Raw genomic sequence first — 20,667 nt, forward strand, 5'->3', positions numbered from 1 at the left:
ACCTACCGATTGTTCGGTCGTGGACGCATTTTGGCTACAGGCACCCTCAGCCTGTGGACAAACGGTTCTCCACAGCCTGTGATGGAGTCAGGTCGTCCATGCCCGGGAGGCGGGGGGATATGACAGCTGAACAAATGGCCGCGGGACAGGACCGGGCCGAGCCGGGAGAGGACCGGGCGGAACCCGCCATGAGCAGGGCGGAGCCGCCCGCGAGCCGTCCGGAACCAATCTTTCCGCCCCGGCCGCTCGACGCCATCGACCGGGACATTCTGCACATTCTCCAGACGGACGGCCGGGCCTCGATACGATCCGTCGCCGAACGGGTGCATGTGTCGCGCGCCAATGCGTACGCCCGTATCAACCGGCTGATCGACGATGGGGTGATCCGTGGCTTCAGCGCCAGGGTCGACCATGAACGCGCAGGTCAGGGCGCATCCGCCTATATCACGCTCAAGATCGTCCAGAATTCCTGGCGGACGGTCCGCGAACAGCTCCGGGCGCTGCCGGGCGCCGCGCACATCGCACTGGTCAGCGGAGATTTCGACGTACTCCTCCTGGTGCACGCACCGGACAACCGCACGCTGCGTGAACTGGTGCTGACCAGGCTCCAGGCCATCCCCGAGGTGCTCTCCACCCGGACCCTGCTGGTCTTCGAGGAAACGGATCTCCATCCCGGTCCGGCGGCTCACCCCGCCCCCGAGCAGCTCTGACGGCTCCGTCGGCCACCGGGGCGGGCGCCCGGCGGGGGATCAGGCCCCGTGCGGACCGCCCGCGCCGGTGCGCAGACCGTCGAAGGCGAGCCGTACCACCGTCTCGGCGAGCTGATCCTCCTCCGGCCCGCCGCCGGGCTGCGGCCGGTACCACTCCACCAGTGAGTTCACCATGCCGAAGAGCAGCCGGGTCGCCAGCCGGATGTCCACATCCGCCCGCAGGTCACCGTCCTCCGCCGCGGCCTTGAGCAGATCGGACACCCGCTGGTCGAACTCCCTGCGGCGCTCCAGCGCCCAGCGCTCGGTCTTGGTGTTGCCCCGCACCCGGAGCAGCAGCGTCACATAGGGCAGCTCCGCCATCAGCACCTCCACGGTGCGCCGGGTCACGTACTCGACCCGCGCGATGGCCCGGCCGCGCCGGCCCCCCGGCTCCTCCAGGATCGCGTAGAGCGCGTCCAGCGCCCGGCTCACGGCCCGGCGCAGCAGCTCCTCCTTGCCCGACACATGGTGGTAGATCGACGATTTGGAGATTCCGGCCGCCTGGGACAGATGCTCCATGGAGGTGCCGTCGTAGCCGCGCTCGTTGAAGATCCGCACGGCGACCGAGAGCAGGGTCTCCGGGGTGTACGTGTCGCGCCTGGCGGTGGTCATGAACCCGCCTCCCCTCCATCGGTGTGCCGCTCCCCGTCTCCGGGGGGCCTTCCGTCGCCGTCGCGGGAGCCGTCGCCGGTGCCGCCGCCGTCATGAGGGCCGTCCCCGTCACCGGAGCCGTCCTCGTCGCGGGCGCAGCTGAGCTGGAAGAGCGCCAGCGAGGGCGCGTACCGCCCGCCCGCCGGTACCCGCTCGTGAACCGCTTCCAGCAGGTCATGCGCCCAGTGGGAGGGCAATCGGCGGTTCCACTCCAGCGGCCCCAGCGGGTAGCTGACCCCGAGCCGCATCGCGGTGTCGATGTCCTCCTCGCTCGCCACCCCCTTGGCCACGGCGTCCGCGGCGAGGTCGATCAGCATCGCGACCGTACGGGCCACGATCATGCCCGGTACGTCCGCGATGACGCTGACCTTCTTGCCCAGGGCCTGGAAGAGCCCGGTCGCCTCGCTCAGCGTGCGTGCGGTGGTGTGCGGGGCGGCGGAGAGGGCGATCCGGCCGGCCGTCCGGTAGTCCAGGGCGAGATCGAAGTAGACGACATCGCGGAATTCACCGGATGTCTGTCCGTCCGCGGGCACCAGCTGTCCCCCGCCCGGCAGCACCAGCTTGCTGCCGTCGTCCTCGGCCTCCCGGCGGAGAGCGACGCCGGACTCCGCGATCAGTTCGAGCAGCTCCGCCGCGACACCCAGGCCGCCCTCGGCGATCACATACGCGGGGGCCCCGGCCGGGGCGGCGGTGTGCGGTTCGGGGCGGACCGCGCCGGCGGTGTGGTCGTACCAGCCGCGGCCGGATTTGCGGCCCAGCAGCCCGGCCTCCACCAGCCGCCGCTGAAGCAGCGAGGGGGTGAACTTCGGGCTGCGGAAGAAGGACTCCCACACCGAGTGGGTGACCGCCTCATTGACATCCTGGCCGATCAGATCGGTCAGCTCGAAGGGGCCCATCCGGAACCCGCCCGACTCGCGCAGCACGGCGTCGGTGGTGGCGGGGTCGGCGGCCCGGTCCTCATGGATCGCGAAAGCTTCGGCGTAGAACGGCCTGGCGATCCGATTGACGATGAATCCAGGGGTGTCGGCGCAGCTCACCGGGGTTTTGCCCCAGGCGGCGACGGTGGCCCGCGCGCACTCGGCGACGGCCGGGTCGGTGGCGAAACCACTGACCACCTCGACCAGCGGGAGCAGTGGCGCGGGGTTGAAGAAGTGGAGCCCGACCACCCGGCCGGGGCGGCGGAGCCCGCCGGCGATGGCCGTGACGGAGAGGGAGGAGGTGTTGGTGGCGAGCAGACACTCGCCGGAGACGATCTCCTCCAGCGCGCGGAAGAGCTCGCGCTTGGCATCGAGCCGTTCGGCGATGGCCTCGACGACCAGCGCCGAATCGGCCAGCTCGGCGAGGGCATCGGCCGGGTGCAGCCGGGCGCGGGCGGCGTCCCGGGCGGCGGCGTCCAGCCGCCCCTTGTCGACCAGGCGGTCGAGCCGGGCCCCGATGGCGGCCACGGCCTCCGCGGCTCGGCCGGGCGCGGTGTCGTGGAGACGTACGGGATGGCCCGCGACCAGGGCGACCTGGGCGATTCCCTGCCCCATGGTGCCGGTGCCGACGACGGCGACGGTACGGGAGGGGCGCAGCGGGGCGCCGGCCTCCGCGGCTCCCCCGGGCGCGGCGCGGTGCGGAGTCCCCCCGGCACCCGGCCGGACGGCGGTCTGATCGCTGGCGCTCATGGGAGTGATCCTCCCGGATGAGTTTTCCACAGGTTTGACAGGCCCCCTTGTACCGACCGATCGTTCGGTTACTCTAACCCTGTCCTTCCGTCCCTGCCCAGCGCGACGAGGAGTTGGTCCGTCATGCAGCTGTCCGAGACCCGGTTGAGCGAGCGCCACCGGTCCACACTCGACCAGGCCCTCGAAGCGATCCGCACCCGCGCCCACTGGTCCCCGCATCCCGAACATCCCAAGGCGTACGGGGAGAGTGCGCCCGCCGACGGGCTCGCCGCCTTCGAGGCGCTGCGCGGGTCCCGCTTCGAGCTCGGCCAGCCGGGCACCGACGGCTGGGCGGGCGGCGAGATCTCGCCGTACGGGCCGGAGCTGGGCATCGAGTATCCGCATGCCGACCCCGATGTGCTGCTCCCCGCGATGCGCGCGGGTACGGGCGCCTGGCGGGAGGCGGGTCCGGAGCTGCGGGCCCTGGTCTGTGCGGAGATCCTGGCCCGGATCGGAGCGCGTACCCATGAGTTCGCCCATGCCGTGATGCACACCAGCGGTCAGGCGTTCATGATGGCGTTCCAGGCGGGCGGTCCGCACGCCCAGGACCGGGGCCTGGAGGCGGTGGCGTACGCCCTCGCCGAGCAGACCCGCACCCCGAGCGGCGCCGTCGACTGGTCCAAGCCGCAGGGCAAGCGCGATCCGCTGGAGCTGCGGAAGACCTTCACCGCGGCGGGGCGCGGCATCTCGCTGCTGATCGGCTGCAACACCTTCCCGACGTGGAATGGCTATCCGGGGCTCTTCGCCTCGCTCGCGACCGGCAATCCGGTGCTGGTCAAACCGCATCCGCGCGCGGTGCTGCCGCTGGCGCTCACGGTCCGGGTGGCCCGTGAGGTGCTGGCGGAGGCGGGCTTCGATCCCAATCTGGTCGCCCTGGCCGCCGAGCACCCCGGCGAGGGCATCGCCAAAACGCTCGCCGTGCGCCCCGAGATCCGGATCATCGACTACACGGGCTCCACCGCCTTCGGCGACTGGCTGGAGACCCATGCCCGCCAGGCGCAGGTGTACACCGAGAAGGCGGGGGTGAACACCGTCGTCATCGACTCCACGGACGACTACCGGGGCATGCTCTCCAATCTGGCCTTCTCGCTCTCGCTCTACAGCGGCCAGATGTGCACCACCCCGCAGAATCTGCTGATCTCCCGGGGCGGCATCACCACGGACGCGGGACCCAAGTCGTACGACGAGGTGGTGACCGATCTCGCCGCCGCGGTGAGCGGTCTGCTCGGCGACGACGCCCGGGCCAATGCCCTGCTGGGTGCCCTGGTCAATCCCGATGTGAAGCGCCGGCTGGCGGATGCCGCCGGGCTCGGCGAGGTCGCGCTGCCCTCCCGGGAGATCACCAACCCCGACTTCCCGGACGCGGTCGTCCGCACGCCGGTCATCGTGAAGCTGGACGGCTCCAAGCCGGACGCGGAGGCGGCCTTTCTCTCCGAGTGCTTCGGACCGGTGTCGTTCGCGGTCTCGGTGGACTCCACGGCCGACGGCGTGGAGCTGCTGCGGCGCACGATCCGCGACCGGGGCGCGATGACGGTCGGCGCGTACACCACGTCACCGGAGGTGGAGCGCGCGATCGAGGAGGTCTGTCTGGAGGAGTCGGCGCAGCTCTCGCTGAATCTCACGGGCGGGGTGTACGTCAACCAGACGGCGGCCTTCTCCGACTTCCACGGCTCGGGCGGCAATCCGGCGGCGAATGCCGCGCTGTGCGACGGAGCGTTCGTCGCCCATCGGTTCCGGGTGGTGGAGGTCCGCCGCCAGGCATGACCACCGGCGGGGATCCCCGGCCCTCCCCCCACCGGGGCCCTCTCGGGCCTCGCCGGGATCCCCCTGCCGGTGCCCCGGCCCCGGACACGCCGTCACCGGGGCCGGACAGGGCTCCGGGCGCCGACGCCCGCCCGGGCGCCGCCCGGAGCCCCTGCCGGATGGAGCCCTCGCGACGGGCGCACGGCTATCGGCGGCTCGCGGGGAGCTGTTCGGGGCCGGCCCAGTGGAAGAGGCCCATCGCCACGCTCGTCGCGAGGTTGTAGCTGGAGACCTGGGGCCGCATGGGGAGCGCCAGCAGCCTGCTCGCCCGGGCGCGGAGCTCCGGGGAGACACCGTGGCGTTCCGAGCCGAAGACGAGAAGCGCGTCATCGGGCACGGTGACGGAGCGGATGTCGTCGCCCTCCGGGTCGAGGACATACAGCGGGCCGGGCGGAAAGCCGTCGAGCGGGAGCTGTTCCACCGCCGTGGCGTAGTGGAGCCCGGCGCCCGCGCGGACGGCGTTGGGGTGCCAGGGGTCGATGTCGCCCGTGGTGACGACTCCGGCGGCGCCGAAACCGGCGGCGAGCCGGACCACCGCCCCGACATTTCCGAGGTTGCGCGGATTGTCCAGGACGACCACCGGCGCCCGGCGGTCCGGAGCCTCCAGCGCGGCGGTGTTCACCGTCCGGTCCCGCCGGGCGGCGAGGGCGGCGATCCGTGTGGTGTGGCCCCTGGGCACCAGTTCCCGCAGGGTGTGGTCGGGGACCTCGACCAGGAGTTCCCCGATCCGGCCGGTCACATCACCGGCGAGCCCGGCGGCGAGTTCCAGTACGCCCGCCTTGTCGCTGGTGATCACCTGACGCACCTCGGCGTCGAAGCGGATCGCATGCTTCAGTGCGTGGAGGCCGTCCAGAAGCACCGAGCCGGGTGCCGCCGCGCGCCACTGCCGTACCGCCTCGGTGGCGTTGTCGTCGCTCATCCGCCCAGGCTACGGGCCCGCCGGGGATGCCCGCCCGGGCCCTCCGGTGCCCCGGCGGGGGCCGGGGCACCGGAGGATCAGGCGACCAGCGTGCGGGCCTGTTCGGGTGCGTCCTCCGGATCCGGTTCCGCCGGGCCGCCGGCGGACCGGGAGCCCCGGCGGAACCGCCGGAGCACGCGGTCCCGTCCGCGAGCCGTCCGGGCGCCGAGCCAGACCAGGAAGACCGTGGGCAGGAAGACCGCGTCCGCGGCAATCATGGCCAGCGAGAAGAACGGCAGTCCGAGGATGACGGCGATGCCCGCGTGCTCCACGATCATGATCGCGAGCAGGACGTTCTTCACCTTCCGGTTGAAGAGCGTGAAGGGGAAGGCGACCTGCACGATGACGGTGCCGTACGTCAGGATCATGACCATGATGCCGCCGGCGGCCAGCAGGTCGGAGAGGGCGGGCCACGGGGTGAAGTAGTCCAGCTTGAGCGGGTAGTAGAGCGCGGTGCCGTCCTGCCAGCGCGAGCCCTGGACCTTGTACCAGCCGGCCGTGGCGTAGATCAGACAGACCTCGGCCATGATCACCAGAAGTCCGGCGTTGTGCAGCAGATTGGCCAGACAGTCCAGCAGAAGATGTGGCTGGCTCCTCGGGAGGTACCGGCTCACCAGCCACCACAGGGCCTGCCCCGCCCAGACCGCCCAGAGCAGCAGCAGGACCGCGATCCCGGAGCCGTTCAGGAACGTCCCCGTGAGCAGCACGAAACCGAGTACGCACCAGAGCACCGGACCCGCCGTGTCGGGCGCCGGGCGGGTGCCGGCGGATTCGTCCCTGGCCGGGTGCCCGTCCGCCGGCCGCGACTGCCGGGCGGCCCGCCGGGCGTCCAGGGACCAGACCCGGCCACAGCGGGTGACCACCAGGTATATCGCCATCAGATGGATGACGTTGTCCCCGCCGTCGCCCATGAAGATGGAGCGGTTCTGGAGCGAGAGCACGCCGACCATGAAGAGGACGGACATGGTGCGGGTCCGCCAGCCGACCATCAGCAGCGCGCTGGAGAGCACCGCCATGACGTACACCAGCTCGAACCAGAGCCTGCCGTCCGTCCACATGAGCACGGTGAAGGCGTCATTGGTGCCGATGAGCCGGTTGCCCAGCTCCCAGCTCCAGGGGCCGTCGGGACCGTACAGCTCATGGCGGTTGGGCGCCTCCCACAGAAGGAAGAGGAGCCAGGTGGCGGCGAACCCCACCCGGACGACGGCCGCCTGATGGGGCCCGAGGGCGGTGGCGGTGATCCGCTGCACCGCACCGGCGATGCCCTGGCCTGATGTCCGGCTCATTCGGCGGCCTCCGTACGCTCCATGCGCTCGCGGGCGGCCGACCCCTCGGGCAAGTCGGCGGCGGCGACATTCCACCAGGGCAGGACCCGCAGCACGGGCCGGGTGTCGACCTTCTCCTTGCTCCACGGCGGGGGCGCGATCGAGGTGGTGGACGACCTGAGCTGGATGCGTTCCACCGCGCCGCCGAGGTCGCGTTCGCCGAGACGCAGCATCACGATCCGCCGCATGTAGGACTCGGAGAGCCTGCCGCGCGGGCCGGTGGCCCGGTTGTCGTTGTCATGGGAGCCCGTGAAGAAGTCCCAGGCCCGGCGCAGCTCGTTCTGATGGGTGTGGCTGGGGAGGGGGTTTCCGCGTATCGCCGCGCCGTCCTCGGCGGTCAGATCGATCCAGCCGGTGGTCTTCCGGTCTCCGCAGTCCGTCCGTATCTCGGCTTTGACGTGCACGGCGATGTTCTGCTGGAGCGGATTGGGGGCGAAGAGCTTCCAGTTCTGCTCGAACTCGGGGTAGATCCAGGCGTCGACCGCCTTGCCGTACTGCTTGCTCGCCGTGTTGGAGGGCGCCACATGGAGAAAGACCATGCCCAGATGGACGGTGGCGGCCAGCGCGATGACGGCGAGGGCGACGGCGGCGGTGACCCGCCAGGGGCCGGAGAGCGCCATGATGCCGCTCACGGGTACGGGGGCGGGGTATCCGGAGCCCTGCGGGGCGGGCTCGGCACCGGGGCCGCCGGGCCCGCCGGCGGCGTGTTCCGGACCGGCGCCGGGGCCCGATTCCGGTCCGGGGCCCGGGCCCGGGGTGATCAGCGGCCAGGGGACCGGGTCCGGGCGCGGCTCGGAGCCGGATGAGTCGGCCGGGGCCCCGGCGGAGGGTCCACTTCGACTGTCCGACTCGGGTTTCCGCTGCTCAGGGAGGTGGAGTCCGCTGTCGGCGGGGGCGCCGGCCGCGGTGTCCGGGCCCTGCTCGCCGGCTTCGCCGGTGCGCTCCGGGACGGGGACGCCGCCGGTGCCCCCGGCGCTCCCGACATCCTCGGCGCGCCCTTGTTCTTGTGAGCCCATCCCGCCCCGATCCCCGTCCGCCCCAGCTCGGTTATCCACAGGGTTGACACCTTAAGGGGCGGCGACTCACCATTGAAGTCAACGAACCGAACGATCGGTCGGTAGGGAGTTCCGATGACGGCAGTGACCGCGGACACGGCGGAGACATACGAGGCGGTCTTCGACGCGGCCGTCGCGGCCGACGAGCGGATCGAGCCGCGCGACTGGATGCCGGAGGCCTACCGGGCGACCCTGATCCGCCAGATGGCACAGCATGCCCATTCCGAGATCATCGGCATGCAGCCCGAGGCGAACTGGATCACCAGGGCCCCCTCGCTGCGCCGCAAGGCGATCCTGATGGCCAAGGTGCAGGACGAGGCGGGGCACGGCCTCTATCTCTACAGCGCCGCCGAGACCCTCGGCGTCGGCCGCGAGGAGCTGCTGGACAAGCTGCACGCGGGCCGCCAGCGGTATTCATCGATCTTCAACTACCCCACGCTGACCTGGGCCGATGTCGGCGCCATCGGCTGGCTGGTCGACGGCGCCGCGATCACCAACCAGGTACCGCTCTGCCGCTGCTCCTACGGCCCCTACGCCCGCGCGATGGTCCGTATCTGCAAGGAGGAGTCCTTCCACCAGCGCCAGGGGTACGAGTTGCTGCTGGCGCTCTCCCGGGGCACCCCCGCCCAGCACGAGATGGCCCAGGACGCGGTGGACCGCTGGTGGTGGCCCTCGCTGATGATGTTCGGCCCGCCGGACGACGAATCACCCCACTCGGCGCAGTCCATGGCCTGGAAGATCAAGCGCCATTCCAATGACGAGCTGCGCCGGCGCTTCGTGGACATCTGTGTCCCGCAGGCCGAGGCCCTCGGGCTCACCCTCCCCGACCCCGATCTGCGGTGGAACGAGGAAAAGGGCCACCACGACTTCGGCGCGATCGACTGGGCCGAGTTCCAGGAGGTCCTCAAGGGCAACGGCCCGTGCAATGAGGAGCGGATAGGGCAGCGGCGCCGGGCCCATGAGGAGGGCGCCTGGGTACGGGAGGCCGCCGCGGCCCACGCCGCGAAGCACCGCCCGGCCGCCGGCCCTTCCGCCCTCTCCTCCCCTTCCCCTGCTTCTTCCCCTGCTTCCACCGCGCCCCCTGCTTCCACCGCGGTTCCCTCCCCCTCTGCTGCTTCCGCGGCCACCCCTCCCTCCCCGCCCGCTCCGGAATCCATGGAGGCGACAGCATGAGCAGTGGTTCCGGCCCGGCCGACTGGCCGCTGTGGGAGGTCTTCGTCCGCTCCCGCCGCGGGCTCTCCCACACCCATGCGGGCAGCCTCCACGCCCCCGATGCCGAGATGGCGCTGCGCAATGCGCGCGACCTCTACACCCGGCGGAGCGAGGGCGTCTCGATCTGGGTGGTGCCCTCCTCGGCGGTCACGGCCTCCTCACCGGACGAGAAGGACCCGTTCTTCGCCTCCTCCGCCGACAAGCCGTACCGCCATCCGACCTTCTACGAGATCCCGGAAGGGGTGAAGCACCTGTGACCGCCGCATCCACCGCGACCGGCTCGCCCGCCCCGGTTCTGGAGCTCTCGCCGGCCCTCGCGGCGGCGCTCGCGCTCGGCGACGACGCGCTGGTGCTCTCGCACCGGCTGGGGGAGTGGGCGGGTCATGCCCCGGTCCTGGAGGAGGATGTCGCCCTCGCCAATATCGCGCTGGACCTCCTCGGCCAGGCCCGGGTGCTGCTCTCCCTCGTCGGCGACGAGGACGAGCTGGCCTATCTCCGCGAGGAGCGCGCCTTCCGCAACCTCCAGCTCGTCGAGCAGCCGAACGGCGACTTCGCCCACACCATCGTCCGGCAGCTCTACTTCTCCGTGCACCAGCATCTGCTCTTCGGCCGGCTGGCCGCCGGGGACGGCCTGCTGGCCGGGCTCGCGGCCAAAGCGGTCAAGGAGGTCGCCTACCACCGGGACCACGCGGAGCAGTGGACTCTCCGGCTCGGCGACGGCACCGACGAGAGCCGCCGCCGGATGGTGCGGGCCTGTGCGGCGCTGTGGCGGTTCACCGGCGAGATGTCCGAGCCGCTCGACGGCCTGGAGATCGACTGGGACGACCTGGCCGCGCAGTGGCTGGACATCGTCACCGATGTCCTGGAGCGCGCGACACTGCCCGTGCCCGAGGGGCCCCGGTCCGGAGCCTGGTCGGCGGGGGCGGGGCGCCAGGGGGTGCACACCGAGCCCTTCGGCCGGATGATCGCCGAGATGCAGCATCTCCACCGCAGCCACCCGGGGGCGTCATGGTGACCGGCACCCGGCCGGCCCGGGAAGAGGTCCGGCCGCCGGGCGGAATCCGCCCCGGCGGGGAGGAGACCGCCGCCGAGGCCCGGCTGCGCGCTCTCGCGGGCTCCGTGCCCGACCCGGAGCTCCCGGTGCTGACCCTGGAGGAGCTGGGTGTGATGCGCGGAGTGCGGGTCCTCGGGCCCGGCTCGGTCGAGGTGACCCTGACCCCCACCTACACCGGCTGCCCGGCGCTGGACACCATGAGCGCCGACATCGAGTCGCTTCTGCACGACCACGGGATACCGGAGGTCTCGGTGGTCACCGTGCTCTCGCCCGCCTGGTCGACGGATGACATCAGCGACGAGGGGCGCCGCAAGCTGGCCGAGTACGGAGTGGCCCCGCCCCGGCCGCACACCCCGGACGGTCCGGTGCCGCTCACCCTCTCGGTGCGCTGCCCGCACTGCGGCTCCACCGAGACCGAGCTGCTGAGCCGGTTCTCCTCCACCGCCTGCAAGGCGCTGCGCCGCTGTGTCTCCTGCCGTGAACCCTTCGACCACTTCAAGGAGTTGTAGATGTTCCATCCGCTTCTTGTCCGCGAGGTCGAACGGCTCACGGACGACTCGGTCGCCGTCACCCTCACGGTGCCCCCCGAGCTGTACGACACCTTCCGGCACACCCCGGGCCAGCATCTCGCCCTGCGCCGGATGGTGGCGGGCGAGGAGATCCGCCGTACGTACTCGATCTGCGCCCCGGCCGTCCCGGCGGGCGCGGCACCGGTGCTCCGGGTGGGGATCCGCGCGGTCGACGGCGGGGAGTTCTCCACCTATGCCGTCAAGGAGCTGGCGGCGGGCGACACCGTGGAGGTGATGCCCCCGATGGGCCGGTTCCGGCTCGCCCCCCGGCCCGGGTACTTCGCGGCCGTCGTCGGCGGCAGCGGGATCACCCCCGTGCTCTCCATGGCCACGACCCTGCTGGAGCGGGAGCCGGCGGCCCGGTTCTGTCTGATCCGCAGCGACCGCACCGTGGCCTCCACGATGTTCCTGGACGAGGTCGCCGACCTCAAGGACCGCTTCCCGGACCGTTTCCAGCTGGTGACCGCCCTCTCCCGGGAGGAACAGCAGTCGGGTCTGCCGTCCGGCCGGCTCGACCGTGACCGGCTGACCGCTCTGCTCCCGGCCCTGCTGCCGGTGGCGGAGATCGACGGCTGGTTCCTGTGCGGCCCGCTCGGGCTGGTCACAGCGGCCGAGGAGGCCCTGCGGGGGCTCGGGGCGGACCGGAGCCGGATCCATCAGGAGATCTTCCATGTGGCCGACGGCCCGGCGGCCGGATCAGCCGCCTCCCGTGTCGCGGCTCCGGCCCATGCCGCCCTGACCGCCACCCTCGACGGCCGATCGGGTACCTGGCCGGTGGAGAAGGGGGAGTCGCTGCTGGAGACCGTGCTGCGCAGCCGTTCGGACGCGCCGTACGCCTGCAAGGGCGGTGTCTGCGGCACCTGCCGGGCGTTCCTGGTCTCGGGCGAGGTCCGGATGGACCGCAATTTCGCACTGGAGCCGGAGGAGACCGAGGCGGGCTATGTCCTGGCCTGCCAGTCCCACCCGGCGACGCCGGAGGTGGAGCTCGACTTCGACCGCTGACGCGCGTACCGCCGGCGACGGGCCGGCAGCCCCCGCCGCACGGTGTTCGTCCGCGGGAACCCCGGCCGTCTTGACGGCATATCGGATACCGGTGGGGCGATCCGTCCGGCGACACGGACTCACGGCTACCCGGTCTGTGGTTCTCCCGCCATGGACGCCGGGAAGGCCGGCGGCGGACTTCACCTTCACCGAACCGAGGAGCGGGAAGCGGCCGTGGAGGCGGCGGGCGATCCGCCGGCCGCCACCCGCCGAGCTGAACGGGCCGGGGCCGGGCGGGGCACACGGTCACCCAGTGGTGCGGTGGTCACCCGGCCGTTCGACCCCGGATTCAGATGACGACGGCCGGGCCGGCGTTGTCGGTGACCATGGGGCGGCCTGCGTGCTCCCAGGCGAGCATGCCGCCGTCGATGTTCACCGCGTCGATGCCCTGCGCCACCAGATACTGCGTGACCTGCGCGGACCTGCCGCCGACCCGGCACATGACATGGGCCCGGCGGCCGTCCTCGACCGCCTCGGTCACCTCACCGAACCGGGCGCCGAACTCACTCATCGGGATGTGCAGCGCGCCCTCGACATGCCCGGCCTCCCACTCGTCGGCCTCCCGGACATCGAGCACGAAGCCGTCGGACGGCACCGCCGCGGCGTCCACCGAGGGCAGTGGGGCGAAGTTCATGGTCATGCCTTCTCTCGTGTGTGGGTGTCCGCACGCGTCGGTACGGCACTCTCGCAGCCGGACACTCTCCGGCGCACGGCCGGTCCCGGACTGTCATTGTGCGGCACGCCGGCCCGCCGTCCGGAGAATCCCCGCCACCCGAGGATGCGGCGGGAACAGGGCACGACGACCGGGACGGCTGAACCGGAACTGCTAGACAGACGGGGACCCGGGCGGCGCCGGCGCATCGGGATCCGGGGATCCCGGCCCCGAGGACTCCGGCTCCGGGGATCCCGGCGCAGGGGATCCGGGCCCCGATGACTCCATGAGCCGGGAGAGCTCCCGCTCTCGCTCGGCGACCTGGCCGAGCAGCTGCTCGGCGATCTCCGCCAGCAGCCGGTCCGGATCGTCCGGCGCCATCCGGAGCATCGCCCCGATCGCACTCTCCTCCAGCTCCCTGGCCACGACGGTCAGCAGCTCCTTGCGCTGAGACAGCCACTCCAGCCTCGCGTACAGCTCCTCGCTCTCGCTGAGCCGCCACTCGGCGGGTACGGGACCGGCGTCCCACTCCTCGGCCAGCGCCCGCAGCGCCCCGGTGTCCCCGAGCCCGTACGCGGCGTTCACCCGCGTGATGAACTCCTCGCGCCGGACCCGCTCCGACTCGTCCGGTGCGAGATCCGGGTGCACCCGGCGGGCCAGCTCGCGGTAGAGCTTGCGGGCCTCCTCGCTCGGCCGCACCCGCTTGGGCGCCTGGACGGGCTGATCGTTGAGCATCGCAGCGGCCTCGGGGGAGAGCCCCTCGGAGTCCATCCAGCCGTGGAAGAGCTCCTCCACCCCGGGCATCGGCATGACCATCGCCCGCGCCTCCCGGGCCTTGCGCAGATCCTCCGGGTCCCCGGTGCGCGCCGCGACCGCCTCCGCGATCCGCGCGTCCAGCTCATCGAGCCGCGCGTACATCGGCCCGAGCGTCTGGTGGTGCAGCCGGGAAAAGTTCTCCACCTCCACCCGGAAGGTCTCCAGCGCGATCTCGAACTCGATCAGCGCTTGCTCAGCCGTGCGGACCGCCTGCTCCAGCCGGGCCTCCGGCCGGGGCGGCGCGTCCTGCTCTTCGTCGTTCCGGGCCGCGGGCCCGCCGGGCAGATCCTGGGTCACCCGCCCAGAGTACGGGCGCCGCGGAGCCGGACGTCACACACCCAGCTCGGCCGCCGTCCGCCCCCTCTTGATCGACTTCAGCAGATCGGCGTGATCCGCCTCCGTCCGGTCCGCGTAGAGCACCGCGAACCGGGAAACCGCCTCGTCCAGTTCCTCGTTCTTGCCGCAGTAACCGGCGATCAGCCTCGGGTCGGCGCTGTGCGCATGGGCCCGGGCCAGCAGGGCACCCGTCATCCGGCCGTAGTCGTCCAGCTGGTCCGGGGTGAGCGCGGCGGGATCCACACTGCCCTTGCGGTTGCGGAACTGCCGCACCTGATAGGGCCGCCCGTCGACCGTGGTCCAGCCGAGCAGGATGTCGCTCACCACCTGCATCCGCTTCTGGCCGAACACCACCCGGCTGCCCTCGTGCTCCGTCTTCGGCACCGGGAAGCCGGCGGCGGCGAGATGCGGCAGCAGCACCGAGGCCCGCGCCTCCTTCACCTGAAGGACGAGCGCGTCGCCCCGGTGGTCGAGCAGCAGCACCACATAGGAGCGGGTGCCGACACTGCCGGTGCCCACCACCCGGAAGGCCACGTCCTGGATCTCGTACCGCGCGAGCAGCGGCAGCCGGTCCTCCGAGACGGTGCCCAGATACTCCTCCAGCGCTCCGGCGACGGCCGCCGCCTCCGCGTCGGAGACCCGGCGCAGCACCGGCGGCGCGTCCACGAAGCGCCGGATGTCACCCACACTGTCCGAGACCGCTTCCGTGGCCTTGGCCGCGAACTTGGCGCCGGTGTTGTGGCGGGCCTTCTCGGAGACCTTCTCCAGGGTGCCGAGCAGATCGCGGGCGTCGGTGTGGGAGACCAGCTCCTCATCGGCGATCGCGTTCCACGCGTCGAGTGCGGGCAGCCGGGACAGCAGCCGCATGGTCCGCCGGTACGCCCCCACCGCGTCGAAGGCGGCGGCCCGGCAGACGCCCTCGGCCGTGCCCGACACCCGGCCGGCCAGCACCAGGGAGGCGGCGAGCCGCTTCAGGTCCCACTCCCAGGGACCGACCACCGTCTCGTCGAAGTCATTGAGGTCCATCACCAGCCGGCCCCGGGCATCGCCGTAGAGACCGAAGTTGGCCGCATGGGCGTCGCCGCAGAGCTGGGCGGTCACCCCCGTGACCGGGGTGCCGACGAGATCGTGGGCCATCAGGCCGGCGGCGCCGCGCAGAAAGGCGAAGGGCGAGGCGGCCATCCGCCCCACCCGCAGGGGTGTCAGTTCGGGCACCCGGCCCCGGCTGGACTCCTTCACCGCCGCCACGGCGCCGGGCCGGTCCACCGCCAGGACCAGGGAGTCATGCGACGAACGGGGTATCCGGTCGCGCAGATCCTTCCCCTCCTGCTTCGGCGAACGCGTGTCCTCGGCCGCCCGGCGCGGGGCGAACCCCGGCACCACCGGTATGCGCCCGGAACCCGCCGCGCCCCGCGCACCCGCCCCGGATCCGCCCGCCGCGCCCTTGGCCCCCGTGCGCTGCTCCGGCACTCCGCCGCCCGCGTCTGCCCCGCTCATGACGTACGCCCTCCCCGTTCCCGTACACCGCCGGTTCGGGTTCGACACCGGCTGTCCCGACCGTACAGCCGGGTCCCGGGAACCGTCACCCGCCGCCGGGCGGCCGAACCGGAGCGGCCGTCCACCACACCGCCGCCCCGTCACTGACCCATCGGTGTTTCACGTGAAACACCGCCCGGCCGGACATCGCACCGGACGGTTCAGGCACCCAGCCCCGCGTCCCGTGCCAGCAGCGCCGCCTGAACGCGGTTGTCGCACTCCAGCTTCGCCAGGATCCGGCTGACATAGGTCTTCACGGTCGCCTCGCTCATATGGAGCCTTCTGCCCGCGTCCGCGTTGGAGAGCCCTTCCCCCAGCAGCGAGAGAACATCGCGCTCCCGGGTGCTGAGCTGCGCCACCAGGGCCCGTGCCGCCTCGTTGCGGGCGACCGCGCGCCCCGAGGCGAGCTGGTCCACCACATGCCGGGTGGCGCCGGGCGAGAGATAGGCATCGCCCGCCACCGCCGCGCGCACCGCGCCGATCAGCTCCGCGGGGGCGGTGTCCTTCAGCAGGAAACCCGCCCCGCCGGACTCCAGCGCCCGCAGCACATTCTCCCGCTCACCGAAGGTGGTGAGGATGATGACCCGCGCCGAGGGGACCGCCCGGCGCAGCTCCGCCATCGCGGTCAGCCCGTCCATGACCGGCATCTGGATGTCCAGCAGCACCACATCGGCGCCATGGGCACGTACCAGCTCGATCGCCTCGCGCCCGTTCGACGCCTCGGCGACCACCTCGATCTCCCGGTCCGAGGTGAGAATCATCCGGATCCCGGCTCTGATGAGCGGCTCGTCATCAGCGATGACCACCCGGATCTGCGCCCCCGCCATATCCACCCTCACAACTCATGCGTAGTCGGCGTCCGACGGCTCGGCCCGCCCTGCCCGGCCGCCTCGCGGCTCCGGCGGACTCATCGCCCGGCGCAAGTCTGCCCGGCCGCACCGGGCACCCTTCCGGCCGCCCCCGGCTCGGCGAGTCCGCCGCCCCCGCCGACGCTCACCCCGGCCGGCGCCGGCCGCGAAGCCGGCCTCAGACCCGACCGCAAAGCCCGCCGCCGAGCGGAGCACCGGGCCGAGCACCGGGCCACCCGCCGCAAGACCCCCCGCGGAACCCGCCGCGAGAACCGCAGCAGGACCCACCGCGAACCGACCCCCCGCCGGCCGTCACCGCACGACCTCGTACGCCTTCTTCTCCACGAGCTTTCCGTCGGCGAAGCAGAACCGGAAGACCGGTTCGCTGTCCTGGCCCTCGCCGAACTCCGAGGACATCAGCACCAGGCAGTTCGAGCCGGCCGGCGGTTTCGGACCCTTGTCCCGCAGCCCGCTGGTCGCGATCGTGTCGCCGCTCGGCAGCCGGTCGCGCACCTCGGACTCGGCCTCTCCCACCGTGACCGCGTCGTAGTCGGACCGGTCGATCATGCCCTCGGTGAAGGATTCGAAGAGGAGGAAGAGCCCGACCACCACCCCCGCGACCAACAGCAGGAACGCTCCGACGGCTATCCCGCACCCGAGCCGGAAGCCATTGCGCCGCTTCCGGCCCGCCGGGTTCCCGTCGCCCCCGGCCAGTGCCATCAGCCCGCCCAGCTCTTCCATCGTCTTCTCCCGCCCCGCAACGCTCCAGTCCATGACGGGAACACCATCGTCGTAGACGGCGGGGCCGGTCTGCCGGGGAAAGTCGTCCTCTCCCGCGACGAAAGGCGCTGCCTCGACCACGCCATAGGGCAGGACACCGGCGACCCGGAAGCCGCCTCCGTCGGCCGCGCCGGCGTGCACCATGCCGCCGACCAGCCTGGCGCGCTCCCGCAGCCCGGTCAGCCCCTGCCCGCCGCTGACCGCGTCGGTGCCGGAGACCGCCGGACCGCTGACGATCTCCACCACCAGGGAGTCGGGCTCGTACCGCAGCTCGACCCCGATCGGGGCGCCGGGAGCGTGCTTGTACGCATTGGTCAGGGCCTCCTGGACGATGCGGTACGCGGCGTGGTCCGCCGCCGCGGCCAGCGGCCGCTCCTCGCCGGTGTGCCGCAGCCCCACGGTGTTCCCGGCGGCCCGTGCCGCCGCCACGAGGCCCGGGATCCCCGCGGTGCCCCGTGCGGCCCGTCCGGACTCGTCGACCGGTGCGGGATCGGCCTCCACACCGTCCCGGAGGATGCCGACGACCTCGCGCAGCTCGTGCATCGCGGAGACCGAGGCATTGCGCAGCACGGACACCGCCTCCCGCTGGCGGACGGTCAGTTCGGGGTCGACCTCCAGGGCACCGGTGTGCACGGCGATCAGCGCCAGCTGGTGGCCGAGGCTGTCGTGCATGTCCTGGGCGATCCGCTGCCGCTCCATGAGCCGCGTACGGCCGGCGATCATCCTGCGTTCCCACAGCAGCTGGGCGTTGCGCTCCTGGAGCGCGTGGAGCAGGGTCCGGCGCTGGCTCCAGTAACGGCTGATCAGCCCGGGGACGACGGCGAGCGCGAGGAAGGAGAGGGCGACCCACATGCCCTTGGCGATGGTCAGCCCGCCGCCGGGCCAGGTCGTGAGGACCATGACGGCGCAGTAGACGGCGCAGCCGGCGCCGAACGCGGCCAGCGCCCGCACGGGTCCGGTGATACGGCGCCCCGCCGACCAGCCCACCAGCAGCAGCACCGGCATGAGCGCGCCGGAGTACCCGGCGAGCGCACAGGCCGCGACCAGAGCGGGTACGGGCAGCCGGCGCCGCAGCAGCGAGAGCACCCCGGCGGCGAGAACCATGACGTACACCCGGAGACCGCCGCCGACCAGGAGCTCCAGCAGCCCGGCCGTCAGCCCGAGCACCAGGGCGAGCGCGAGCTCGATCCCCATCCCCCGCGGCCGGCCGGCCGGCGGCTGCGGGCGCCGCGACCACGGCTCGGGGACGGCGAGCCAGCGCCAGCCCGCCCGCAGCCCGGCCGGCATCTTCGATGTGACATTCACACCGGAACCCTAGGCGGGCGGGCAGAACCCCCACCGCCGACTTTCGTACCGACCCGGCGCGACGAACGTCGCTCCCCGCACCCCCGCGCCGACCGCCGGAGAGACCGGAGGGAGGGCCCGGCGGAGGACCGCAAGGACCCGCAAGGACCGGAGGGGCACGGAGGAGAACGGAAAGGACCACAAGAACCGCAAGAACCGCGACGCCCGCGAGGACGGCAAGAAACCGGAGAGAACCCGGCGGAACCGCGAGAACCCGGAAAGATGATGTGCCCGGAAAAGCCGAGAAGCGGACCCCGCCGGGATTTTCATCCCGGCCGGAGCCCGCTTCGCGATCTGTGCGCGAGGGGGGAGTTGAACCCCCACGCCCTTTCGGGCACTGGAACCTGAATCCAGCGCGTCTGCCTATTCCGCCACCCGCGCATTGGGTGCCGCCGCCCGGTTTCACACCTGCTCGGTGTGTCCCCCTGGCGACATGCAGAAGATTAGCACGCTGCCCAGGGTGGAATCACATCTGTTTGTTTGGTCTCCCGCCCCGGGGATCAGACGAGGGAACGAGGCGGGAATCAGCGGCACGAACAGCACGGGAGGAACGGCCGGAGCAGCGGCGGAAACAGCGGACGGGCGGCGGCCCGGCCCCGGCGGACGCCGGGCCCGCCGCCCGTCCGCCCCCCGCTCCCCCTCGGGGCTCCCCGAGTGCGGGACACTGTTATGAGGCCGCCTCTACGATCCATGTGAGGGGTGACACTCATCGACGGGGCAGACAAGGGGAACCAGCCGATTTCCCGACGCGTGGATACGATCAGTAAGCAGTATCAGGACGACAGCAACGGAGGAGGTGCCCGATGGGAGTCCTGAAGCGATTCGAGCAGCGCCTCGAAGGTCTGGTCAACGGCACCTTCGCCAAGGTGTTCAAGTCCGAGGTCCAGCCCGTGGAGATCGCCGGCGCCCTCCAGCGCGAGTGCGACAACAACGCCACGATCTGGAACCGTGACCGGACCGTGGTCCCGAACGACTTCATCGTCGAGCTGAGCGCGCCCGACTACGAGCGCCTCAGCCCCTACTCCGGGCAGCTCGGCGACGAGCTCGCCGGCCTGGTGCGGGACTACGCCAAGCAGCAGCGGTACACCTTCATGGGCCCGATCAAGGTCCATCTGGAGAAGGCCGAGGATCTCGACACCGGCCTCTACCGGGTCCGCAGCCGAACCCTCGCGTCCAGCACATCGCAGTCCCCCGGCACCTCCCAGGAGCCCACCGCGGGCTCCGGGGCCCCGAATCCGCCGGGGCGCGGCGGCGGCTACGGCTATCCGCCGGCCGCCGCTCCCCCGATGCCGTCCGCCCCTCCCGGCGGACGTCCCGGCCTCTCCGCCGTACCGGACCGCGGTCCGGCGGGCGGGTCCGGCTCGCAGCCGGGCTCCCAGCCGAGGCGCTGGATCGAGATCAACGGCACCCGCCATCAGATCTCCCGCCCGACGCTGGTGCTGGGCCGCAGCACCGACGCCGATGTGCGGATCGACGACCCCGGCGTCTCCCGCCGGCACTGTGAGATCCGGACCGGAACGCCCTCGACGATCCAGGATCTCGGGTCCACCAACGGCATCGTGGTGGACGGGCAGCACACCACCCGCGCTACGCTCCGCGACGGCTCGCGGATCGTCGTGGGCAGCACCACCATCGTTTACCGGCAAGCCGAAGGGTGAAGCGGGGGCAATGTCAGAGCTGACCCTGACGGTCATGCGGCTGGGTTTCCTGGCCGTTCTGTGGCTGTTCGTGATCGTGGCCGTACAGGTCATTCGGAGCGATCTGTTCGGCACGCGTGTCACACAGCGCGGCTCACGCCGCACTGCCGACACACGGCCGCAACAGGCGCGCCAGGCCGCGGCCGCGCCGCCACCACAGCGACAGCAGTCCAACAGCCGCCAGCGGCGCGGAGCGCCCACCAAGCTGGTGGTGTCCGAGGGCACTCTCACCGGCACCACGGTGACGCTCCAGGGCCAGACCATCACGCTGGGCCGCGCGCACGACTCCACGATCGTGCTGGACGACGACTACGCGTCCAGCCGCCATGCCAGGATCTACCCGGACCGTGACGGCCAGTGGATCGTCGAGGATCTCGGGTCCACCAACGGCACTTATCTCGACCGGACCCGGCTCACCACCCCGACACCGATTCCGCTGGGCGCGCCGATCCGCATCGGCAAAACCGTCATCGAGCTGCGGAAGTAGTAGGACATATGACAGCGCGCGAGCGGAGCGAGCGAGCCGCAGCGGTCC

The 20,667-nt window shown here is 71.9% G+C and carries 19 protein-coding genes and 1 tRNA gene; 9 read left to right on the forward strand and 11 right to left on the reverse strand.

The window, feature by feature from the left end; genetic code table 11:
- Nucleotides 1-119: 119 nt before the first annotated feature.
- Nucleotides 120-710, forward strand: coding sequence for an Lrp/AsnC family transcriptional regulator (locus AAFN69_RS02445; RefSeq protein WP_347726526.1), 591 nt, complete (start codon nucleotides 120-122; stop codon nucleotides 708-710).
- Between the two features lie 39 nt (nucleotides 711-749).
- Here the strand turns inward: AAFN69_RS02445 and AAFN69_RS02450 are convergent, their stop codons facing one another.
- Nucleotides 750-1,361, reverse strand: a complete 612-nt coding sequence (locus AAFN69_RS02450; protein ID WP_347726527.1) for a TetR/AcrR family transcriptional regulator — start codon at nucleotides 1,359-1,361, stop codon at nucleotides 750-752.
- Nucleotides 1,358-3,067 (reverse strand): 3-hydroxyacyl-CoA dehydrogenase, encoded by a 1,710-nt coding sequence (locus tag AAFN69_RS02455; RefSeq protein WP_347726528.1) that lies wholly within the window; start codon nucleotides 3,065-3,067, stop codon nucleotides 1,358-1,360. The genes AAFN69_RS02450 and AAFN69_RS02455 overlap by 4 nt, the downstream gene beginning before the upstream one ends.
- A 123-nt stretch (nucleotides 3,068-3,190) precedes the next feature.
- Between AAFN69_RS02455 and paaN the strand changes: the two genes are divergently transcribed.
- The gene (paaN, locus tag AAFN69_RS02460) at nucleotides 3,191-4,870 is read left to right on the forward strand and encodes a phenylacetic acid degradation protein PaaN (RefSeq protein ID WP_347726529.1); all 1,680 of its coding nucleotides are present in this window, start codon (nucleotides 3,191-3,193) and stop codon (nucleotides 4,868-4,870) included.
- A gap of 184 nt (nucleotides 4,871-5,054) precedes the next feature.
- On the opposite strand, the gene AAFN69_RS02465 is transcribed toward paaN, so the two are convergent.
- The 3 genes from AAFN69_RS02465 to AAFN69_RS02475 form a co-directional block, all read right to left on the reverse strand.
- On the reverse strand, nucleotides 5,055-5,828 hold the full coding sequence (locus AAFN69_RS02465; protein ID WP_347726530.1) for a TrmH family RNA methyltransferase: 774 nt from the start codon (nucleotides 5,826-5,828) through the stop codon (nucleotides 5,055-5,057).
- A 77-nt stretch (nucleotides 5,829-5,905) separates the two neighbouring features.
- The gene (locus AAFN69_RS02470; RefSeq protein WP_347726531.1) at nucleotides 5,906-7,153 is read right to left on the reverse strand and encodes an HTTM domain-containing protein; all 1,248 of its coding nucleotides are present in this window, start codon (nucleotides 7,151-7,153) and stop codon (nucleotides 5,906-5,908) included.
- The gene (locus AAFN69_RS02475; protein WP_347726532.1) at nucleotides 7,150-8,208 is read right to left on the reverse strand and encodes a DUF5819 family protein; all 1,059 of its coding nucleotides are present in this window, start codon (nucleotides 8,206-8,208) and stop codon (nucleotides 7,150-7,152) included. Before AAFN69_RS02475 ends, AAFN69_RS02470 begins: the two co-directional genes overlap by 4 nt.
- Nucleotides 8,209-8,322: 114 nt before the next feature.
- On the opposite strand from AAFN69_RS02475, the gene paaA reads away from it, so the two are divergent.
- The 5 genes from paaA to AAFN69_RS02500 are packed head-to-tail and all read left to right on the forward strand — an operon-like array spanning nucleotide 8,323 to nucleotide 12,084.
- Nucleotides 8,323-9,420: a 1,2-phenylacetyl-CoA epoxidase subunit PaaA gene (paaA, locus tag AAFN69_RS02480; RefSeq protein WP_347726533.1), complete on the forward strand. Its 1,098-nt coding sequence runs from the start codon at nucleotides 8,323-8,325 to the stop codon at nucleotides 9,418-9,420.
- A complete protein-coding gene (gene paaB, locus AAFN69_RS02485; RefSeq protein WP_347726534.1) occupies nucleotides 9,417-9,716 on the forward strand; it encodes a 1,2-phenylacetyl-CoA epoxidase subunit PaaB in 300 nt (99 codons plus the stop codon). The genes paaA and paaB overlap by 4 nt, the downstream gene beginning before the upstream one ends.
- A 38-nt stretch (nucleotides 9,717-9,754) precedes the next feature.
- Nucleotides 9,755-10,474: a 1,2-phenylacetyl-CoA epoxidase subunit PaaC gene (gene paaC / locus AAFN69_RS02490; protein ID WP_347726778.1), complete on the forward strand. Its 720-nt coding sequence runs from the start codon at nucleotides 9,755-9,757 to the stop codon at nucleotides 10,472-10,474.
- A complete protein-coding gene (paaD, locus tag AAFN69_RS02495) occupies nucleotides 10,468-11,022 on the forward strand; it encodes a 1,2-phenylacetyl-CoA epoxidase subunit PaaD (protein WP_347726535.1) in 555 nt (184 codons plus the stop codon). Before paaC ends, paaD begins: the two co-directional genes overlap by 7 nt.
- Nucleotides 11,023-12,084 carry a 2Fe-2S iron-sulfur cluster-binding protein gene (locus tag AAFN69_RS02500; RefSeq protein WP_347726536.1) on the forward strand — a complete coding sequence of 354 codons (1,062 nt, stop codon included), beginning with the start codon at nucleotides 11,023-11,025 and terminating at the stop codon, nucleotides 12,082-12,084. It begins immediately after the preceding gene.
- Between the two features lie 328 nt (nucleotides 12,085-12,412).
- Here the strand turns inward: AAFN69_RS02500 and AAFN69_RS02505 are convergent, their stop codons facing one another.
- The 6 genes from AAFN69_RS02505 to AAFN69_RS02530 form a co-directional block, all read right to left on the reverse strand.
- The gene (locus AAFN69_RS02505) at nucleotides 12,413-12,757 is read right to left on the reverse strand and encodes a rhodanese-like domain-containing protein (protein ID WP_347726537.1); all 345 of its coding nucleotides are present in this window, start codon (nucleotides 12,755-12,757) and stop codon (nucleotides 12,413-12,415) included.
- 192 nt (nucleotides 12,758-12,949) lie between these two features.
- Nucleotides 12,950-13,888, reverse strand: a complete 939-nt coding sequence (locus AAFN69_RS02510) for a J domain-containing protein (protein WP_347726538.1) — start codon at nucleotides 13,886-13,888, stop codon at nucleotides 12,950-12,952.
- Nucleotides 13,889-13,921: 33 nt separating this feature from the next.
- On the reverse strand, nucleotides 13,922-15,424 hold the full coding sequence (locus tag AAFN69_RS02515) for a DUF2252 domain-containing protein (protein ID WP_347726539.1): 1,503 nt from the start codon (nucleotides 15,422-15,424) through the stop codon (nucleotides 13,922-13,924).
- 200 nt (nucleotides 15,425-15,624) lie between these two features.
- Entirely contained in the window at nucleotides 15,625-16,290 is a 666-nt protein-coding gene (locus AAFN69_RS02520; protein WP_347726779.1) for a response regulator transcription factor, read from the reverse strand.
- Nucleotides 16,291-16,623: 333 nt separating this feature from the next.
- On the reverse strand, nucleotides 16,624-18,396 hold the full coding sequence (locus AAFN69_RS02525) for a histidine kinase (RefSeq protein ID WP_347726540.1): 1,773 nt from the start codon (nucleotides 18,394-18,396) through the stop codon (nucleotides 16,624-16,626).
- Between the two features lie 336 nt (nucleotides 18,397-18,732).
- Nucleotides 18,733-18,816: transfer RNA gene (locus AAFN69_RS02530), tRNA-Leu, on the reverse strand.
- Nucleotides 18,817-19,238: 422 nt separating this feature from the next.
- Between AAFN69_RS02530 and AAFN69_RS02535 the strand changes: the two genes are divergently transcribed.
- Both AAFN69_RS02535 and AAFN69_RS02540 read left to right on the forward strand, forming a co-directional pair.
- Entirely contained in the window at nucleotides 19,239-20,093 is an 855-nt protein-coding gene (locus AAFN69_RS02535; RefSeq protein ID WP_347726541.1) for a DUF3662 and FHA domain-containing protein, read from the forward strand.
- A 10-nt stretch (nucleotides 20,094-20,103) separates the two neighbouring features.
- The gene (locus AAFN69_RS02540; protein ID WP_347726542.1) at nucleotides 20,104-20,619 is read left to right on the forward strand and encodes an FHA domain-containing protein; all 516 of its coding nucleotides are present in this window, start codon (nucleotides 20,104-20,106) and stop codon (nucleotides 20,617-20,619) included.
- Nucleotides 20,620-20,667 lie beyond the last annotated feature (48 nt).

It is taken from the genome of Streptomyces sp. CAU 1734 (assembly GCF_039888735.1).
Classification (GTDB): domain Bacteria; phylum Actinomycetota; class Actinomycetes; order Streptomycetales; family Streptomycetaceae; genus Streptomyces.

Coding starts and splice junctions, on each gene's coding strand:
- AAFN69_RS02500 (WP_347726536.1), top strand. CDS start 11,023: ATGTTCCATCCGCTTCTTGTCCGCGAGGTCGAACGGCTCACGGACGAC.
- paaA (WP_347726533.1), top strand. CDS start 8,323: ATGACGGCAGTGACCGCGGACACGGCGGAGACATACGAGGCGGTCTTC.
- paaN (WP_347726529.1), top strand. CDS start 3,191: ATGCAGCTGTCCGAGACCCGGTTGAGCGAGCGCCACCGGTCCACACTC.
- AAFN69_RS02520 (WP_347726779.1), bottom strand. CDS start 16,290: ATGGCGGGGGCGCAGATCCGGGTGGTCATCGCTGATGACGAGCCGCTC.
- AAFN69_RS02475 (WP_347726532.1), bottom strand. CDS start 8,208: ATGGGCTCACAAGAACAAGGGCGCGCCGAGGATGTCGGGAGCGCCGGG.
- AAFN69_RS02455 (WP_347726528.1), bottom strand. CDS start 3,067: ATGAGCGCCAGCGATCAGACCGCCGTCCGGCCGGGTGCCGGGGGGACT.
- AAFN69_RS02465 (WP_347726530.1), bottom strand. CDS start 5,828: ATGAGCGACGACAACGCCACCGAGGCGGTACGGCAGTGGCGCGCGGCG.
- paaB (WP_347726534.1), top strand. CDS start 9,417: ATGAGCAGTGGTTCCGGCCCGGCCGACTGGCCGCTGTGGGAGGTCTTC.
- paaD (WP_347726535.1), top strand. CDS start 10,468: ATGGTGACCGGCACCCGGCCGGCCCGGGAAGAGGTCCGGCCGCCGGGC.
- AAFN69_RS02515 (WP_347726539.1), bottom strand. CDS start 15,424: ATGAGCGGGGCAGACGCGGGCGGCGGAGTGCCGGAGCAGCGCACGGGG.
- AAFN69_RS02505 (WP_347726537.1), bottom strand. CDS start 12,757: ATGAACTTCGCCCCACTGCCCTCGGTGGACGCCGCGGCGGTGCCGTCC.
- AAFN69_RS02450 (WP_347726527.1), bottom strand. CDS start 1,361: ATGACCACCGCCAGGCGCGACACGTACACCCCGGAGACCCTGCTCTCG.
- AAFN69_RS02535 (WP_347726541.1), top strand. CDS start 19,239: ATGGGAGTCCTGAAGCGATTCGAGCAGCGCCTCGAAGGTCTGGTCAAC.
- AAFN69_RS02540 (WP_347726542.1), top strand. CDS start 20,104: ATGTCAGAGCTGACCCTGACGGTCATGCGGCTGGGTTTCCTGGCCGTT.
- AAFN69_RS02445 (WP_347726526.1), top strand. CDS start 120: ATGACAGCTGAACAAATGGCCGCGGGACAGGACCGGGCCGAGCCGGGA.
- AAFN69_RS02470 (WP_347726531.1), bottom strand. CDS start 7,153: ATGAGCCGGACATCAGGCCAGGGCATCGCCGGTGCGGTGCAGCGGATC.